This is a genomic window from Dolichospermum lemmermannii CS-548, from assembly GCF_028330815.1.
Classification (GTDB): domain Bacteria; phylum Cyanobacteriota; class Cyanobacteriia; order Cyanobacteriales; family Nostocaceae; genus Dolichospermum; species Dolichospermum lemmermannii.
The window spans coordinates 1-16,440 of sequence record NZ_JAQMTJ010000196.1 but is presented as its reverse complement, the minus strand read 5'-3'; the positions used below and the strand labels follow the sequence as shown (position 1 = coordinate 16,440).

At 36.2% G+C, this 16,440-nt stretch carries 14 protein-coding genes; 7 read left to right on the top strand and 7 right to left on the bottom strand.

Going from position 1 to position 16,440, the window contains the following annotated elements; genetic code table 11:
- Positions 1-228 precede the first annotated feature (228 nt).
- From PN450_RS12805 to PN450_RS12795, 3 genes are all read left to right on the top strand, one after another.
- Positions 229-633 (top strand): hypothetical protein, encoded by a 405-nt coding sequence (locus tag PN450_RS12805; protein ID WP_148766108.1) that lies wholly within the window; start codon positions 229-231, stop codon positions 631-633.
- Between the two features lie 35 nt (positions 634-668).
- Positions 669-1,721 (top strand): tellurite resistance TerB family protein, encoded by a 1,053-nt coding sequence (locus PN450_RS12800; RefSeq protein WP_271836572.1) that lies wholly within the window; start codon positions 669-671, stop codon positions 1,719-1,721.
- A gap of 145 nt (positions 1,722-1,866) precedes the next feature.
- A complete protein-coding gene (locus PN450_RS12795; protein WP_015080325.1) occupies positions 1,867-2,214 on the top strand; it encodes a Rieske (2Fe-2S) protein in 348 nt (115 codons plus the stop codon).
- A 277-nt stretch (positions 2,215-2,491) separates the two neighbouring features.
- Here PN450_RS12795 and PN450_RS12790 read toward each other — a convergent pair whose 3' ends face one another.
- Together PN450_RS12790 and PN450_RS12785 are read right to left on the bottom strand one after the other, a co-directional pair.
- Positions 2,492-3,808 carry a tellurite resistance TerB C-terminal domain-containing protein gene (locus tag PN450_RS12790; protein ID WP_271836571.1) on the bottom strand — a complete coding sequence of 439 codons (1,317 nt, stop codon included), beginning with the start codon at positions 3,806-3,808 and terminating at the stop codon, positions 2,492-2,494.
- 70 nt (positions 3,809-3,878) lie between these two features.
- Positions 3,879-5,225, bottom strand: a complete 1,347-nt coding sequence (locus PN450_RS12785; RefSeq protein WP_271836570.1) for an ATP-binding protein — start codon at positions 5,223-5,225, stop codon at positions 3,879-3,881.
- Positions 5,226-5,791: 566 nt separating this feature from the next.
- Here PN450_RS12785 and PN450_RS12780 point away from each other — a divergent pair.
- The 3 genes from PN450_RS12780 to PN450_RS12770 all read left to right on the top strand — a co-directional run bounded on the left by PN450_RS12780 (position 5,792) and on the right by PN450_RS12770 (position 8,992).
- Positions 5,792-7,030, top strand: a complete 1,239-nt coding sequence (locus PN450_RS12780) for an aminoglycoside phosphotransferase family protein (RefSeq protein WP_271836569.1) — start codon at positions 5,792-5,794, stop codon at positions 7,028-7,030.
- A 61-nt stretch (positions 7,031-7,091) separates the two neighbouring features.
- On the top strand, positions 7,092-8,204 hold the full coding sequence (locus PN450_RS12775; protein WP_271836568.1) for a T3SS effector HopA1 family protein: 1,113 nt from the start codon (positions 7,092-7,094) through the stop codon (positions 8,202-8,204).
- Positions 8,205-8,542: 338 nt separating this feature from the next.
- A complete protein-coding gene (locus tag PN450_RS12770; protein WP_271836567.1) occupies positions 8,543-8,992 on the top strand; it encodes an acyl-CoA thioesterase in 450 nt (149 codons plus the stop codon).
- 130 nt (positions 8,993-9,122) lie between these two features.
- Here PN450_RS12770 and PN450_RS12765 read toward each other — a convergent pair whose 3' ends face one another.
- The 3 genes from PN450_RS12765 to menA form a co-directional block, all read right to left on the bottom strand.
- Complete coding sequence (locus tag PN450_RS12765) at positions 9,123-10,448, bottom strand: 2-succinylbenzoate--CoA ligase (RefSeq protein ID WP_271836566.1); 1,326 nt, start codon at positions 10,446-10,448, stop codon at positions 9,123-9,125.
- Positions 10,433-11,398, bottom strand: coding sequence for an o-succinylbenzoate synthase (locus PN450_RS12760; RefSeq protein WP_271836565.1), 966 nt, complete (start codon positions 11,396-11,398; stop codon positions 10,433-10,435). The genes PN450_RS12765 and PN450_RS12760 overlap by 16 nt, the downstream gene beginning before the upstream one ends.
- Positions 11,399-11,478: 80 nt before the next feature.
- Positions 11,479-12,378: a 2-carboxy-1,4-naphthoquinone phytyltransferase gene (gene menA / locus PN450_RS12755; protein WP_271836564.1), complete on the bottom strand. Its 900-nt coding sequence runs from the start codon at positions 12,376-12,378 to the stop codon at positions 11,479-11,481.
- A gap of 324 nt (positions 12,379-12,702) precedes the next feature.
- Between menA and PN450_RS12750 the strand changes: the two genes are divergently transcribed.
- The gene (locus tag PN450_RS12750; RefSeq protein ID WP_271836563.1) at positions 12,703-14,118 is read left to right on the top strand and encodes an isochorismate synthase; all 1,416 of its coding nucleotides are present in this window, start codon (positions 12,703-12,705) and stop codon (positions 14,116-14,118) included.
- Between the two features lie 186 nt (positions 14,119-14,304).
- Here the strand turns inward: PN450_RS12750 and PN450_RS12745 are convergent, their stop codons facing one another.
- Together PN450_RS12745 and PN450_RS12740 are read right to left on the bottom strand one after the other, a co-directional pair.
- Positions 14,305-15,630: a glutamate-5-semialdehyde dehydrogenase gene (locus tag PN450_RS12745; RefSeq protein WP_271836562.1), complete on the bottom strand. Its 1,326-nt coding sequence runs from the start codon at positions 15,628-15,630 to the stop codon at positions 14,305-14,307.
- A gap of 100 nt (positions 15,631-15,730) precedes the next feature.
- Complete coding sequence (locus PN450_RS12740) at positions 15,731-15,997, bottom strand: hypothetical protein (RefSeq protein ID WP_271836561.1); 267 nt, start codon at positions 15,995-15,997, stop codon at positions 15,731-15,733.
- Positions 15,998-16,440 lie beyond the last annotated feature (443 nt).

Genomic DNA, 16,440 nt, shown 5'->3' with positions numbered 1-16,440 from the left:
AGTGGTATTCCGTAATTTTCATCACATTGCTACCCCCCTTTCCCCTTGTAAAGGGGGGAAACAATAAAAATCCAGTTCCCTCCCCTTTACAAGGGGAGGGTTAGGGTGGGGTAAAAAATATTTGATACATCAACCATAACCTTTCAAACACCCTCTAAGAAGTTGGGGATCTTGTTGTCCACAAATATAGAATAATAGCTCTAATACAGTCAAAAAACTTAATCTACTATGTCACAATTAGAACGACTGCTAAAAATGGCAGAAGATGAACTTACGGAGTATAGCACTGATGCCCGCAAAATGGAAAAACTCCGCCGCAAGATTAGTTTATCAGTACCATTAGCGGAACAGAGGCAACTAAAAGCGACATTATTAGCTACAATACCATCTGGTAAAATTGCAGAAGTTGTGGAGGAGCAAAGACAGACGGTGGCCTTGCCATTTTGGGGAATTGCTGGTTTGGGTTTATTATTGGGGATTTCCCTAAATCAACCCATGGGCTTATTAGCAGCTATCGGGGGGACTGTAGCGGCTTTTAGAATTCAAAAATGGGGTTGGCAATTACAGGCAAATCGTCTATTATTACGGACACTAGAAGATATTGAAACCCGGATTTCTCAACCTAGTAATTAAGTGCAAACAACAAATTAATTGAGGAGATAGAAGTTATGACAAAGTATGATTATATTTTCAAATCGAAAGAGCCGATCAAAGAATCATTGAATGAACAAGAAGCCGTAGCGGCAATTGCGGTGATTACCACCATAGTTGATTCTGGCAGTGAAGACATAGATGCAGAAAGTTTAGCTGATATTCTCTGGGAGTTTGAGATATTTGATGAATACTCAGAAGAAGAAATGCTAGAAACGGTGGACAGACTCATAGAAATTGCCGGAGAGGCTGGATTAGGTTCTTTATTTAATGCTGCCAGTGCGGGGATTTCTGATGAGGCAGTTTTAGATGGTTTTGCGGCTGGAGTGATTATGCTTTTAGATGCGGAAAATTTAATTATTCCAGCAAATAAAAAAGTTTTTCTGAAACAACTACAAATAGCTTTAGAATTGGACGATGAAGAAGCAGAAGAAATTATCAAAGAGATAATTGACTCAGTAGAAGCTGGAGATGAGGAAGAATATCTCGAAGAAGAATATGAAGCAGTCATTTTTAATGAAGCTGGTGAACAATTTTATCAATCACCTTTGGGTAACTTTATAGTTCCTATTCCTTTAAATGTTGAACAGGGAGGAAAACTGCAAACAGAGGAAGGAATGGTAAGTTTTTCTGACGATACTGGTACTTTACTCAGAATTGATTATTATCCTCTCTCTCTAGAACAAATTGATGATCTAGAATCCCAAGAAAATGAAGTATATCTGCATGAAGTTTTGGTAGATAAATATGTGCCTCAAGCAATTATTTCTCATGTTCCTACGGCGGAAGTGAAACATAAAGAATATTGGCAAGATACTTTAGAAAGTTATTACTATGTATTAGTAAATATGCCTCAAGGTTCAACTATATCCAAGCATGAAACTAATGGCAATGGGATGAGATTAGATGCCTATAGAGGATTATTGTCTTTTGTCAATAATGAATGTTTGTATATAGTTAGTAGTCAACGCAGCTTTTTAAATGGTGAAGTACCTGGTTCTATGAAAGCAGAAGCGAAAAAAATGAAAAAAGCTATTTTAGATTTTGTCAGCACCATTGAGTTTGCCTAAATCTAAATTTCTCGGTATTAGCGGTATCCACTCTCTTGGGCGTAGTCCCTGCGCCTCTAGCCCCTACCTCCTGTGATATTAGCGATCGCATAGGACACAATTGCGAGAAACTAAGAACAGCTTTATTGAAAATTAGGAGAATCTCATGGCTTGGACTCAAGTTTTAGCTGCTAACGCCCTAGCTGCCGGTGCGCGTGAAGTAGTCAAAGTGGGCGATCGCAAAATCCTACTCTTAAACCACGAAAATCAGCTTTATGCTGTAGATGATACTTGCCCTCACTTAAAAATGTCTTTGAAAAAAGGAAAAATCGAAGATGGGGCGATAGTTTGTCCCTTCCACCGCAGTGCATTTGATTTGGGTAATGGTGAAGTCAAAACTTGGTGTCCCTTCCCACCCGTAGTTGGTAAATTACTGTCAATGGTTTCCTCAGAAAAAACCTTACCAACCTATCCTCTGAAAGTGGAAGCAGGCAACATTTTGATTGATGTATAAGTATCTAGGGTAACAGATCCTGCGCCCAGGGACTAAGAGGATGTTTGAAAAGTGGTATTCCGTAATTTTCATCACATTGCTACCCCCCTTAGTCCCCCCTTGTAAAAAGGGGAAACAATAAAAATCCAGTTCCCTCCCCTTTACAAGGGGAGGGTTAGGGTGGGGTAAAAAATATTTGATACATCAACCATAACTTTTCAAACACCCTCTAAGATGCCATAACTCATCTATAGGGGTAAAGCACAATGCTAAACCCCTAAAATTTTCTTGCTAAAAATTAACTAATTTCTGAATATTTAGTAATCATTGTTTTCACATTTAATAAATGTTCTTCAACAATTTCGGGAACTTCGGTATTGGTTGCAATAATTAACTCACCAATCGTATTAGTCGCAATTTCATTAATAGCATCAATCAAGAGATTGGGCATAGTAATATTAGCTTCAGCAATTTGTTTAATAGTAGCTCTGGGGTTATCTTGCTCAAGGATAGCTTTCAAAACTTGAATTTCATAAGCGGGGAGATGGTTTAAAAAAGTATCCCATTCCGTTGGTAAATTTCCTGTGTGATCATGTTTGCCATTTATGGAATCTAATGGTTCTAATAATTCATCAAAAGGAAATAAATCTAAATTATCTTCTTCATTATCGGGAAATGTTTGGGAATTAATAGTTTCCACCTGTTGCAGTAATTCCCAAACTTGATTTTGCAATAAATCCCGTTCGTCTTGTAAGACAGAAATTTGATTTTGCAGTTGATTAACTTCAGATTTTTGTTCTAATGTCTTATTTTGTAAAGAATTGAGAATAGTTTCAAGATGATATTTAGTTGTACTTGTCTGTACTATTAAATCATCTTGTTTAGCAATTTTCAGTTCTTGAGTTTGAACTTCTATTCTTAGTTCATAAAGCTTTTCTTCTAGTTGTGGCTTGAGTCTTTCCAGCAAAATTACATCATTTCCTAGTTCTTGTTTTTCCTGTTTTAATATATCAATTTGAGGTTGAATTTGGTTAAGTTCGGCACGAGAAGCATGACAATTTATTTCTAATCTCCGCTTTTCTGTGATCAGATTATTGCAGCTATTATTCAGTTCTATATTACTATTTTCTAAATGGACAAATTCATTTTTAAGATTACATACTTCGGCTTCAATTTGCTTTTTCTGAGCAGCAAATGTCCCTATGTCTCGATGTAAACTATCCCTTTGACTTCGACAATCTCCAATTTGGTTTTCTAGTTGCTGAGTTTCTGTATACAATAAATTTCTATATTCTTCTAATTGCTGTATTTCTCTAACAATGCGGGATTTCAATCCTTCTATATCCCGAATGCGTCTCTGAAGAGAACCAATCATCCTCAGTTCATCATTTCTGCGTCGTTTATCAACAAGAAATGCGGCTGCATAGGTAGCCAAAACTGTAATTATCCCAGTGAGAAAGGCTTTAGGGAAATCCCAATTAGGGACGAGGCTTAAACCAAAACTGATACTAAAAGCGGCTATGCCTAAGACAACTTGATAACTAAATATTGTTGATTGGACTTTACGAGGTTTTATGGTACTCAAGTTGTTAGTATTATTAGTAATTAACGTCATTATTCCTCACATTTTCATTGGTAAATATACAGTTATAATTAGGTTCATATTACATGATAAGTGACTTTTGTCATGAGTCTATAGGAAGATTTTTAGTTTCACCAAACACAGCTAAATCTGAGTTTAAAAAGTCAATAAACTGCCTTGCGGTTCTGCCAGAACGGCCATTATGCCGAGTTGCCCATTGTAAAGCCTCAAATTCTAAATCTTCGGCAGAAATATTGATGTTTGCGGCTAAATGCTGGACAATTTGTAAATAGGTTTTTTGATCTGCGGGTGTAAAAGTTAATGTTAAACCAAAGCGATCGCTAAAAGATAACTTTTCTTGCATTGTATCCCAACCATGAACTTCATTGTTATCCTTGGGAGCAGGTCTATCAGTAAAATATTCCCGGATTAAATGGCGACGGTTAGAAGTAGCATATACAACTACGTTTTTTGGTCTAGCAGTTAAATTTCCTTCCAAAACTACTTTCATTGCTTTAAAACTATCATCATCTTCTTCAAAGGAAAGATCATCAACAAAAATAATAAATTTCTGGGGAACACCTCGCAACAATTCGACAATTTTCGGTAAATCTGGCAATTCTGACTTAGAGACTTCTATTAAGCGCAGGTTTCTATGACTATATTCATTTAATAAAGCTTTAACTAAAGAAGATTTACCCGATCCACGACTACCATAAAGTAATACGTGCAACGCAGTTTCTCCTGATAATAAAAACTCTGTGTTTTTCACTAAAGCATCTTTTTGCCACTCATAACCCACCAATGTAGACAGTTTCACCGAATCAGCATCAGCAATACCCACTAACTGCCCATTTTGCCAACGAAAAGCCGCATATTTAGCAAATAAACCAGTTCCATGTTGCCGATAATAAGCGGCCAAATCTGCCACAGCATCACCCCAATTCTCTAACTCAGGAATAGATGCGATTAAACCCATTTCTGCCCCTACTGCTTCCGGTTCTCGATACCAGACCACAGGGGAAATAGGTAAATGAGTTGCCATTTGTACCCACTCGCTTAAAACTGCACTGTTACATTCATATAAACTTTGTAGTATTTGCAAGTCATGTTGTCCAGCGACTACTAAAGCTGAGGGTAATTGCCTAAATTCCTGCTGTTGTGCCAATTTACTAAAAGGATTATCCGCAGTGAGAATTTGCTGAATCAGATATTCTTCCCAGGTTTGATGACTACTGGCTAAAGCTTGGAAATAACTACCGTAAGCCAGGAGGCAATCCCGCCCATCTCCATCAGTGTAACGGATGGTTTGTAATAAATTCAGAAACGCTCTGCCTACGTCGCTTTCTAGGACAGATTGGTACAGTAAAAGGGAGGCAGCCTGGCGTTGTAGAAATTGAACTGCCGAATAAGATGTAGTATTTGCCGTAAGCATTGCTAGATGATTCATCAATCAACTGAGTAAATTATCTCTCACTATGAGTTTAAGTATAATAGTGACTTTTGACTATGGCATTTTTATCTTAGCTGATTTGATGAAGCAAGAGTAAATTATAACACCCGTGAAAAGTTACATAAAACTTATACCTACAGGAATACAAGTGTAGCCATTTATATATTAAAGTAGAGAGGATCGGGGATAAAAGTAAATCAATACTGATTATAATCAGGATAAATTACTAACATATATACAGAGAATATGGATCACTGACGATTGTAAGTAACCGTTGTTGTCGCTGGATATCTACTACCAATTAATTTGGAAACAGTAATGTTTTATTCAAGGTGCAAGGCTATACTACAGATATTGTCAAGATCTTATAGTTTCTTCCGTAGATTTGAAAGTAAAAAAATAGCTAATATTGCCATTTTGGCAGGTCTTTCTGACACAAATGGGATATTACTAGATAGTAGCAATGTTTCGTAAATTTTTTACCATTAACTAAGAACTGCTACAGCCACCTCAATATTGACTGCGGTAATTCTTTAGCCATTAAAATCACTAGGAAATAATTCATGTTATCATCACTATCTTCTCAAAATGTTATCCAGTATCTGCTCAATGCAGGGCTGTGTAGCGCGGAAGATGGCGCTGCATATAAATCTGTATTGCCAGAAAATAGCAAGAAGAATCGAAATTTACTGGTCATACTGGCAGATAATCGCCAACTGCTGATTAAACAAGAACGGAACATTAATAATGATCAAAGTTCTCATGAACTTTTTAATGAGTCGCTATTTCACCAGTTATTACAGCAATTTCCAGTAATTGGTAATATTGGCGCGATATCATCATCATTGCTCCACTTTGATGCGGAAAATTCTATCCTAGTGCGGAGCTACTTAAGCGAATATGTGGAGTTAGGAAAATTTTATCAACACAGCAGTATTTTCCCCACAGAAATTGCCAGCGCGATTGGTACTACGTTAGCAGGATTACACCGAGCCACGTTTAATAAACGTGAGTATCGTGATTTTATGTCCACTGCGCCCGCAGGACAGTTTCGCTATAATTTTTACAATCCCGCCCAAGGCATACCATCAATAAATCCAGACACATTTGGGACAATTCCCACTGAAGCACTACAATTTCATCTGCTTTATCAGCGTTACGAAAGTTTAGAATCCGCTATTGCTGATTTAGCTTATGAGTGGAAACCATCTTGTTTAACTCACAACGATTTACATCTAAGTAATATTTTAGTTCATTCCCGATGGGAACAGCTAGATAATTGCCTGATAAAATTGATTGACTGGGAAGCTTGCAGTTGGGGAGATCCAGCTTTTGATTTAGGAACGCTATTAGCAAGTTATTTAAGAATTTGGCTGTCTAGTTTAATAGTAGATCCAACATTAGAGTTAGCAGAATCTTTAAGTTTAGCCATGATTCCTCTAGAAGAAATACAACCTTCAATTCTGGCTTTAATCCGGGCTTATCTTAATGCTTTCCCCATGATTTTAGAATATCATCGAGACTTCATTGTGCGGGTAATTAAGTTTGCAGGTTTAGCATTAATTCAACAGATTCAAAATAGAATTGAATGGCAAAAATCCTTTGATAATAGTAACTTATGTATGCTCGAAGTTGCTAAAAGCCTTTTGACTATGCCAGAGCAATCAGTATTGACAATTTTTGGGATCTCCGCAGCAGAAATTTTCCAATCTGTCCCCACATTGCAAAAACTTCCTCAACCCCAAAAGGAACAACAATTAGTCCGTCTTTATTACGAAAAAACTCGTCTGCGCGGTTGTTAGTCATGTTATTCCTGATAATTAGAAATATATTTTCCTGAAATTTGAGGTGCAAAACAAGTTAATGTTTGATGATTCTCCCAATCAAATTTTCCAGTCATTATGCGATATTGCCAGTAATATCCAGATTGAACCTAATTTTTGTATTTACCATCCCCATTATCAACCTTTTGCTTTACCCGCGAATATAGCAAATAGGTTTCAACAAAATCCACCTTCTTTAAAACAGAAGTATTTGAACATACTGCTGAGAAATTTTCTCTATGGAATTTATTATAATGGTTCACTGCAAACAGTCTTAGCTGCAAATAATAATAATTGCCAATCTCAGGTAAATTTCCTAGAAAATAATAGTTTAGGTGTAGATGAAGATTTCTATGAACAACTACATCATAGCAATTATGGTACAGGCCATTATGAACCCAATTGGCAGATTTTGCGAATTGAACCTGATGGTAGTATGGCTGTGAGTAAGGACGGATTAACCTTATATATTGAGCCAGAATGTCATCTACAACCCCGGAAAAAGTTGCCCAAAGTGGGGGAATTAATAGCAATATGGATGCCTAAAAATCGCTTGCAAAATGGCTGTTATGTGGCAGTTAGCAATATAGGAATAGAAAACCAAGATGCAGAAAATGCTGATTTAGGAGGAGGACGAATTTATTTTAATTTTACGTCAACAGGGGCAATTGCTATTATGGAGAGCCTAACCCAAGCCTTAAATAATGCGGCTATTGCCTTTAGTTTTCAGGTTCTTTATAATCCCGCAGCTTATGGGCGTTATGATGCCGGAGTGCTGCATTTTGAATGCCAAGATTACCCGACAATTCGGACTATTCTTCAAGATATTTATCAAGAACATCAAGCTTATTTTCAGCCAGAAATTCCCTTATTTACTAAATTTTTAGCACCGGGGTTAGGGTTAGCAGAAGAACCAAATCAAAAATTTGCTCCTCAAGAAAGTTTTGGGATGAATCGTTGTCAAATTGTGGCCAATGCGTTGTTAGAATCTTGGCAAAAGGGTAAAAATGCCCTGGAGGAACGGATAGAAGTTATTAATCAACACTTTGCCCAAAATTTAGTTGATATGCAGCATCCTTATCTTAATCCTAGTTCTGAGGATATTTATCAGCCTTTAAACTCAGTGGCGATACCTCAACTGCTGAAAGGATAATTTCCCAATTGCGCGGGAAACATCCAGGACACACAGACAGATGGTATATCGAAAAAGCAATTTTTGACTTGGAACGCGATAAAGGACGTTATTAACCAATGGAGTATTTAAGTTATCACAAATATAATCACAAAATCCTTCTAGCACGTAATTATTGTTGTGTTACGTTGCTGAAAAAATAATTGTGCAAAATTACACTGCATTAGTGATTATTGCATAAAAAACTTGCTGTTACAAAAGATATCGAATAACCATAGATTAGTTTTTATTAATTATTAATAGTTAATATGAAATAAAATGATGTGTGATGGCAAATTTGAATTGAGGAAATTTTCAACATGGCTTTTACATATTACTACACTGTCCGATTTCAAGATACTGATGCGGCTGGAGTCGTTTATTTCGCCAATATTTTCAGAATTTGTCATGAAGCTTATGAGGTTTCATTAGCAGCTTCTGGTATTAATCTTAAATCATTTTTTACTAATCCATCTGTAGCTTTTCCTATTGTTCATGCTAATGTAGATTTTTTTCGTCCTATGTATTGTGGTGACAATTTAGTAATTAGTTTGTTACCGGAAAAAATAGGTTCGGATAAGTTTGAAATTACTTATGAAATGACAGGAGATGAAGTAATGGTTGCTAAGGTAATTACTAGGCACGTTTGTATTGATGCCAGTAGTAAAATTAAGCAGGAATTACCAAATTATATGAATAATTGGTTAGAAACGAACCACAGAGACGCAGAGGGCGCAGAGAGAAGAAGGTCGAGGGAGGAGGTTATGTAATTTTCCATTAAGTAGGTGAACACAATAAAAGCAAACTGTGTAAAGAAATGTAAAATCGCTGAAAACTTCTTTACTCTTGCCTCTTGCCTCTTGCCTAGTGCTATGACGACAATTTTCAACGCCAACCTACTTAGTTGGTTTTTATAAATTCTGCGGCGATTTGTTGGAGTTGTTGACGGTTGATTTTACCTTGGGCGTTACGGGGTAAGTTTGGTAGGGAAATCCAATGTTTGGGAATTTTGAATTTACTCAATTGATTTTTTAGTTGGGTTTGAATTTCTAGGTAAGAAATATTTTGATCTTTGGGAATATAAATGGCTGTTAATGCTTGTCCCCAATGTTTATCAGTTATACCAATTACACAGACATCTATGACCATGTTTGTTTTTCTAATCGCTGATTCGATTTCTGTTGGGTAAACGTTTTCACCACCTGTAATGATTTTGTCACTGTTGCGGCCAATAATATGTAAGTAGCCGTAATTGTCTAAAAAACCAAGATCATCAACTACAAAGTTATCTCTATTTTCCCACGTTTGGGGATAATAACCTAATGCTAAAGATTGACTTTGAATATTTATATTTCCTGGTTGATTATCAATGATGATTTTAGCATGGGGGAGAATTTTCCCACTATTAAATTTACCTTGTAAAAATTCATCAGGTTTAAGAGTTGCTATTTGAGAAGCGGTTTCTGTCATGCCATAGGTAGGTGCTAATCTAATCTGATGATATCTTGCTTTTTCTAATAATTCATCCCAAGGTGGCGCACCTCCTAACAGAACTGTAGAAAATTTGGATAGCCATTGGGTTAATTCGGGATTTTGGAGAAGTTTTTGTAATTGGGTGGGGACTAAAGATATAAAAAAATCGGCTGGGTTAATATTTGGTAGTTGAGAAGTTTCTAATTTTTTAGATGAGGTAATTACTAATTTACCTCCTGTTGTGAAGGAACGCATAAATTGCATTAATCCACTCACATGATACAATGGTAATATACAAAATGAATTAACTACATTTATGGAAAAATATTCTGTAAATCCTTGCACAGAAGCCGTTAATATTTCCCATGTATGAATAGCAAATTTAATCTTTCCTGATGAACCACCTGTAGGAATCATGATAGTATTAGTAATTGGTAATTCATAATTGATAATTGGTGATTTTGAAAAATTATGATCTATTCCTAAAACTATATCTGGTTGCACTAAATTAAAGACTTGTTCCCATTCAGCTTGACTCCAATCTGGGTTACAGAGAAAAACCGGACATTTAGCCGCACAAGCTGCAATAAAACTGGCTAAAAATCTCACTGGTGATCTTTCCGCAATAATAATTTTTGGGGTTGATAACTGAGTTAATTTTAAATATAATTCTGTGGCTATTTGTGGTAATTCTTGACTATGATCACAAATTAGCCAATCATGGTTTTGTATATTATCTAAAAGGTTTTCCATAGACTTTCTAGCCAGTTTGATTCTTGTAGTTGAAAAAAGTGGTTAATTCCAAAACCAACAGCGCGGTTATTACCAGATAATTCTGCTGCTAATTGTAATGCAGCTTGTCTCCCAATTTCGGTTTCAAATACCGATGAAAATACAACATCAATTTGATGTTTTTTACAAAACTCTTTTAACCGAAATGGTGAACCGAATATCCCCGGTTTAATCACGAAAATTCCCCGCCAACCTTGTTGAAAACATAATTCTAATTGGTGAAGATTGGCGATAGATTCATCTAAGGCTATTGTTGTAAAATATGAATTACTTAATTCTTGCATTTCTCTAAATTTATCTACAGGTAAAGGTTGTTCGATAAATTCAATTTTCGGTAAGAATTGATCACATTTTTGTAACCATAATTCAGCTTCTTGATAAGTAAGTCCCCCATTAGCATCTAAACGTAATTTTGCTGATATTGGTAAACTAGAAATTAATAAATCAAATATTTCTAATTCTTGATTTATATCATCAACAGCAATTTTCCATTTAAATGTTTTATATCCTTGTTCCCATAAATTACTCCATTGATTTAAAGCTGATTTACCCGCTGGTAATAAGCCGCTGTAGGTGAGATTAGGCGACTGTAAGTCACTGCTACACAGACGAAACCCACCTGGGTGGGTTGAAGATTCAAAAGCAAATTGACAAGCTGGTAATTTATCGGGAATGGCGAAAATTATCTCTTTGGTAATTGTTTGTGGAAGTTGATCACAAAAATCTAAAGCTTGTTTGATAGTTTCTGAACCAAACCAAGAAATGGGGGAAATTTCCCCCCAACTAACGTCATCTTTTTCATCAATCAAGCGGATAATTATGCTTTCGCGGATTTCCCAAACCCCATAATTAGTAATAATGGGATTCGTAAATTTCTGACTAAAGTAACGAAAAGAAAATTGATAACCCATTAGGGACTTCCAAAAAAAACTCAACCCCTCATTCCTCCGTGTCCTCTGTGCCTCTGTGGTTAGTTTATTCTTAATGTAACTTAACCAATAATAAATCCTAAACCCAAAAATAAGCAACTCACAAACTGAACTCTGATAGCGATGAATTTAGAATTGCTGACTTTATCTGGTTGGTTGTGATTTTCTAAAACATGACGACATAATTTCACCGCAAAAGGTAAACTCAGAAAACTAAGTAATGTCCAAAGTGGGAAAATATTCAAAATCACAAATAACAAAATTAGAGGATAAATACTCGCAGTAAAACCCACTAAAACCTTTGCACCAGTGTGAGTTCCTAGACGCACAATAGGAGATTTCTTTCCTGCGGCTATGTCATCTACAACTTGATGAAAATGGGAACAAAATAACACTAAACTGGTAACAAGTCCCAAAATTACCGAAGCTGCTAAATTGGTCATAGACCAGGTTTGAGTTTGACTATAATAAGCCGCACTCATACCCAAAGGACCAAAGGCAAAAAAGCAGAGAATTTCCCCTAAACCTTGGTATCCTAGACGGAAAGGGGGACCTTGGTACATATAGCCCAAACCGCAGCATAAGAGGATTATGGCAATAACTGTGGGGTCTTTTTGCAAAATAGCGATCGCTATTATTCCCAACAAACCCAAACCTAAACACAGGTTTCCTATCCAAAACATTAAGGTTTTGTTACCAGTTAAATTCACCAATGAATGATGTTTATTCTGATCAATTCCTGTTTCGGCATCAAAGACATCATTACTAATATTTTCCCAAGCTAAAATCAAAATTGCCGCAGCAATAAACAAGGAGAATATTATGGGATTAAAAATCTTTATTTCCCTAAATGCTACCGCAGAACCTACCCAAATTGGCATAATAGCAACACTGTACATTGGCGGTTTAATAGCCGCCATCCATAATTTAGCTTGAGGTGGTGAAATCTGAGTTGAAGTCATCAGTTGTGATTAATTAAATTACCAGAACTTTAGTTATCAGTTAAATTTTATAATTTTGCATGATACTTGACTAGCTATTTTAGATTTAGGATTGTTGATCACTTATCGGTACAATCAATAAATTACCAAAAAATGCTAGTTTTATGATTATAGGCGAATATCCTGGCATAAAACCCGCTATCTTGCCGCCAAAACAGGATAAACCCCATAATCAGGCTAAGTTTATGCTGGTTAATGGTGACTGAATTATGTTACCTATAAAAATACCACCATGATTTATTACATTTTAGGAAGATAACTTAATAAAAATTAACTTATACATCCATGACAATTTCACCATGTCGCAGCCACACCTTTGTAGACTACAAATACCTTAATCAATTACTATTAGAGATTCAGGAAAATTGCCGTCGCCATAATTATAGTAAAATTGTGAGTATTCCCCTAGAAATTGGCTTAGTTGATCCTTTGCTGGTTTTTGATCAATTTAATCAGAAAAATACCATAAACTTTTATTTTGAAAATAAAAGTAATGGTGAAGCAATAGCAGCAATTGATACTTTAGATAAAATAGAAATTTCTGGTAAAGATAGGTTTACAAAATCAGAAGAATTTATTAAAAATTGTCTGAAAAATATAATTCCTATTTCTCACAAAAATCAGACTTTTTCCCTACCTCGATTTTTTTGTACTTTCAGTTTTTTTGATCAGCATAAAAAAGTAGATTGTCCATTTCCTTCTGCTACAGTTTTCCTACCTTGTTGGCAAATAGCTTTAAAAAATAATCGCTGCACATTAGTAATGAATACAATTATCAATTCTAGGATTAATATTACCAAAATATTAGATAATTTACAACGCCATTTAGAAATTATTAGATCTTTGCATACCCATTCTCTAAATATTGATAAATTTCCCTTAAACTTATATAAAAAAATCACTAATAACGGTGAAAAATTTAAAACTTCTGTTTCCTCAGTTTTAGAAATAATTCATGCTAACCAGTTAAGAAAAATTGTTTTAGCTGATATCTTAGATGTCAGTGCTAATCATGATTTTAACTTATTACAATCTTTAAATAATCTCCGCCAAATACATCCTAATTGCAATGTATTTTCCACCAGTAATGGTCAAGGACAAAACTTTATTGGTGCTAGTCCAGAACGATTAATTAGTATTCACAAACGGCAGTTAATTACTGATGCTTTGGCAGGTTCTGCACCGAGGGGAAAAACACCCACAGAAGATGCTACAAATGCTAACAATTTAGTGAATAGTACCAAAGAAAAACACGAACATAAACTGGTTCTAGATTTTATTACTCAACATTTATCTCAACTGGGTTTATTCCCCCAAGTTTTAGCCCCCAGACTGCGACAATTATCTAATATCCAGCATTTATGGACACCAATTAGTGCAGTAGTTCCCAATAATATTCACCCTTTACAAATCGTTGCTAAACTGCATCCTACTCCAGCAGTTGCTGGGGCAGCACGAGATATTGCTTGTGCAGAAATTCGCCGTTATGAAAGTTTTGAAAGGGGTTTATATGCAGCCCCTTTAGGTTGGGTAGACGGAGAAGGAAATTGTGAATTTATTGTGGGGATTCGTTCGGCTTTAATTGATGGTAATTATGCTAGACTGTATGCAGGTGCGGGTATTGTTGCTGGTTCAGATCCTCAAAAGGAATTTGCCGAAGTGCAACTTAAACTACAAGCCTTACTAAAAGCCTTGGTTTAAAGACTTTCCCTCGTTCCTAGACTCCGGCTAGGAATGCCAGCTATGAGGCTCTGCCTCCCGTCAAATATATTTCCTTGTACTCCGACTAGGAATGCCAGCTATGAGGCTCTGCCTCCTCTATCACTAGCGGCAGAGCCGCAATTCAGCATTCCCAGTCAGAGACTGGGAACGAGATTAATAATATGATTACAAATCACGGTGACTAAATGATTTTGCGTTTGCACCTGTGTAGCTTTTGACAATATGTCCATTCCCAGACATTTGATATTTATATGTGATTAAACCTTCTAACCCAACTGGTCCACGAGGTGGCATTTGTTGGGTACTAATTCCCACTTCAGCACCAAATCCATAACGGAAACCATCAGCAAAACGAGTAGAACAATTATGATAAACTCCCGCTGCATTGACTAAGCCTTGAAATGTTTCTGCCGCTGTAATATCTTCAGTAATAATTGCTTCTGTGTGCCGAGAACCATAATTTTCAATATGGGATATTGCTTCATTTAAAGAATCAACAATTTTAATAGCTAAAATTAAATCGCTGTATTCTGTTTGCCAGTCTATTTCTGTGGCTGTGGCAATATCAGATAAAATTTGTATAGTCCGTTCATCACCTTTTAATTCTACATTTTGTGCTTGTAAAGCTGTGGCAACTTGGGGGAGAAATTCGGCAGCAATGCTACTATGAACTAGCAAAGTTTCAATGGCATTACAAGCAGCGGGATATTGAATTTTAGAATCTACAGTAATACTAATAGCTTTGGCAATATCAGCAGCTTGATCTACATAAAGATGACAAATGCCATCAGCATGACCTAATACGGGAATGCGGGTATTATCTTGGACAAATTTCACAAAGGCATTAGAACCTCTGGGAATAATTAAATCTACATATTTATCTAATTGCAAAAGTTCTAATATTTCTTCTCTCGTGGTTAACAATTGCACGGCATCAGGATTAACCGCAGTCTGAGATAATCCTTGTTTAATGGCTTTAATTATCGCTTCGCAAGAACGTAATGCTTCTTTACCACCTTTGAGAATGACACCATTACCGGATTTAATTGCTAAGGAAACTATTTGAATTGCGGCTTCGGGACGGGCTTCAAAAATGATGCCTAAAACGCCTAAAGGACAGGTAATGCGTTTGAGAATTAAACCAGTGTCAATTTCTCGATGAATTTGGACTTTACCAATAGGATCTTCTAGTTTACCAACATCTCGCACACCAGCGATCGCATCCCTTAATTTATGTTCATCTAACTGCAACCGTTTATAAAGGGGTTTAGCGATTCCTGCCGCTGTTGCTGCGTGACAATCAGCTAGGTTTGCTTGCAGAATATCATCCTTTGCCAATTCTAAAGCTTGAGCGATCGCTTCAATAGCTTGATTTTTGGCCTCAGAGGAGAGAACTGCCAGCTTACTAGCAGCTTGACGGGTTTGTTGAGCGATAGCTTCGCTGGTAGTAGGCATCGCAGATAGAGGAGAAATAATTTTGAAATTAGTCATAAGAATACCTGGTAAGTGGGAAACCTTTGAGGAAAAAATTAGCTGAAACAGCTAATTTTTAACCCTATTTTTTGAAATTCACCAAATCGAGTCTAGACACTTAACCTTCTTGAACTCGACGTTCAAATTCTTCGGAAGTTTTGCCAACTACATCTAAGGCTGAGGGATAGATATCATTATGCTCCTGTTTCAGCCAGCCTAAGAGATTGGCAATCTGAGCATTCCGTAAATCTAAATCAGTCTGAAAAATGATTGAAGTCGCCATCGCTTCAGCATATTGACGTGGATGACCTTGCTGCACAAAAACATCCACCAAAGCGGCTAAAGCTGTCTGTGGAATATTAACAGGAGTTCCTTCTGTAGACATAATTTCTGAAAAAAATAAAATTCACAGGCCATTTTAATTTAAACCACGTTCAAGATGAAACCTGTAGTTTATCGAATTACCCCACCCCGGTTTTGCTAAAGCAAAACCTACCCTCCCCTTACCTAAGGAGAGGGGATTGAGGGAAGGGGTTTTAAACTAACAAAAACTTCACTTTAGGTTTCAAGATGGATGAGGTAAGTACCTGGATAGAATTAATTACTATTATTTATTTACCAATCCTTTGTCCATTAAGGATTTCAGTCCAAATATTTGTGTAATTAATTTTGTCTCATTACTTATATCTAACCTGAGTTCGATGTAAGAAAACCAGCTAAAAATGAGTATTCAAAAGGGTTAGAGGCTTTTCTGGAAAGAGCCTATATTCTCAATAAACATTAATTATTGAGAATTAATAGGAAACCAGCCTAGATTTAAGTAAATTT

Bases quoted from the DNA above. Each gene is read 5' to 3' on its own strand.
- PN450_RS12775 (WP_271836568.1), top strand. From the start codon at position 7,092: ATGTTTGATGATTCTCCCAATCAAATTTTCCAGTCATTATGCGATATT.
- PN450_RS12760 (WP_271836565.1), bottom strand. From the start codon at position 11,398: ATGGGTTATCAATTTTCTTTTCGTTACTTTAGTCAGAAATTTACGAAT.
- PN450_RS12790 (WP_271836571.1), bottom strand. From the start codon at position 3,808: ATGACGTTAATTACTAATAATACTAACAACTTGAGTACCATAAAACCT.
- PN450_RS12785 (WP_271836570.1), bottom strand. From the start codon at position 5,225: ATGAATCATCTAGCAATGCTTACGGCAAATACTACATCTTATTCGGCA.
- PN450_RS12765 (WP_271836566.1), bottom strand. From the start codon at position 10,448: ATGGAAAACCTTTTAGATAATATACAAAACCATGATTGGCTAATTTGT.
- menA (WP_271836564.1), bottom strand. From the start codon at position 12,378: ATGACTTCAACTCAGATTTCACCACCTCAAGCTAAATTATGGATGGCG.
- PN450_RS12795 (WP_015080325.1), top strand. From the start codon at position 1,867: ATGGCTTGGACTCAAGTTTTAGCTGCTAACGCCCTAGCTGCCGGTGCG.
- PN450_RS12745 (WP_271836562.1), bottom strand. From the start codon at position 15,630: ATGACTAATTTCAAAATTATTTCTCCTCTATCTGCGATGCCTACTACC.
- PN450_RS12750 (WP_271836563.1), top strand. From the start codon at position 12,703: ATGACAATTTCACCATGTCGCAGCCACACCTTTGTAGACTACAAATAC.
- PN450_RS12780 (WP_271836569.1), top strand. From the start codon at position 5,792: ATGTTATCATCACTATCTTCTCAAAATGTTATCCAGTATCTGCTCAAT.
- PN450_RS12770 (WP_271836567.1), top strand. From the start codon at position 8,543: ATGGCTTTTACATATTACTACACTGTCCGATTTCAAGATACTGATGCG.
- PN450_RS12805 (WP_148766108.1), top strand. From the start codon at position 229: ATGTCACAATTAGAACGACTGCTAAAAATGGCAGAAGATGAACTTACG.
- PN450_RS12740 (WP_271836561.1), bottom strand. From the start codon at position 15,997: ATGTCTACAGAAGGAACTCCTGTTAATATTCCACAGACAGCTTTAGCC.
- PN450_RS12800 (WP_271836572.1), top strand. From the start codon at position 669: ATGACAAAGTATGATTATATTTTCAAATCGAAAGAGCCGATCAAAGAA.